Annotated in this window: 1 protein-coding gene; it reads right to left on the reverse strand. The window is 65.5% G+C overall.

What is annotated here, in order from left to right; translation table 11 throughout:
* The coding region (locus tag DIE04_RS29465) for an aspartate aminotransferase family protein (protein WP_148091660.1) at nt 1-1,242 on the reverse strand (1,242 nt) is incomplete at both ends.

Genomic DNA, 1,242 nt, shown 5'->3' on the forward strand with positions numbered 1-1,242 from the left:
AATCACGAGCGGCGGCGACAGCAGCATCCGGTCGCCGGTCGCGCGCATGATCAGGTTGCCGTTGAAGCAGAAGTCGCGGCAGATCGTGCCGACCTCGCCGCCGTTCGCGAAGCGGCGGCGCTCGGCCGGCGACTCGGCGAGCTGCAGGCTCGCGACCATCCCGTGGCCGTGCACTTCGCCGACGATCGGGTGACGCGCGAAGGTTTCGCGCATCAGCGCCTGGAAGTACGGGCCCGTGTCGTGCTTCACGCGCTCGACGATCCCTTCGTCGCGCAGCAGCTTCAGGTTCGCGACCGCCACCGCCGCCGCGACCGGGTGCCCCGAGTACGTGAGCCCGTGATTGAATTCGCCGTTGTCGATGATCGGGCGCGCAACGCGTTCATGGATACCCACCGCGCCCATCGGCACGTAACCCGAGGTCAGGCCCTTGGCCATCGTGATCAGGTCCGGCTCGAAGCCGAAGTGCTGGTGCGCGAACCATTCGCCGGTGCGGCCGAAGCCGCCGATCACTTCGTCGGCGACGAGCAGGATGTCGTACTTGCGGCAGATCCGCTGGATTTCCGGCCAGTACGTCGACGGCGGGAAGATCACGCCGCCCGCGCCCTGGAACGGCTCGCCGATGAACGCCGCGACGTTCTCCGCGCCGAGCTCCAGGATCTTCGCCTCGAGCTGCTGCGCACGCGCGAGGCCGAACGCTTCGGGCGTCTCGCCGGCTTGTGCTTCGCCGAAGAAATACGGCTGGTCGATGTGCACGATGTTCTCGACCTTCGACGGCATCTGCTCGTGCATGTAGCCCATCCCGCCGAGCGTGCCGCCCGCGATCGTCGAGCCGTGATAGCCGTTCCTGCGCGAGATCACGTATTTCTTCTGCGGCTTGCCCTGCACGCGCCAGTACTGGTGCACGAGACGCAGCACGGTGTCGTTGCCTTCCGAGCCGCTGTTGCAATAGAAGAAGTGATTGAAGCCTGCGGGCGTCACTTCGGCGAGCATCGCCGACAGTTCGATTACCGGCGGGTGCGTGGTCTTGAAGAACGTGTTGTAGAACGGCAGTTCCTGCAGTTGGCGATATGCGGCATCGGCAAGTTCCTTGCGGCCGTAGCCGACGTTCACGCACCAGAGGCCGGCCATCCCGTCGATGACCTTGTTGCCGTCCGAGTCCCACAAATAGACGCCGTCGGCCTTCACGATCACGCGGCTGCCCGCGCGATTGAGCGCACCCATGTCCGAGAACGGATGGATGTG

Source organism: Burkholderia sp. Bp8994, from assembly GCF_003853805.1.
In the GTDB taxonomy this organism is placed as follows: domain Bacteria; phylum Pseudomonadota; class Gammaproteobacteria; order Burkholderiales; family Burkholderiaceae; genus Burkholderia.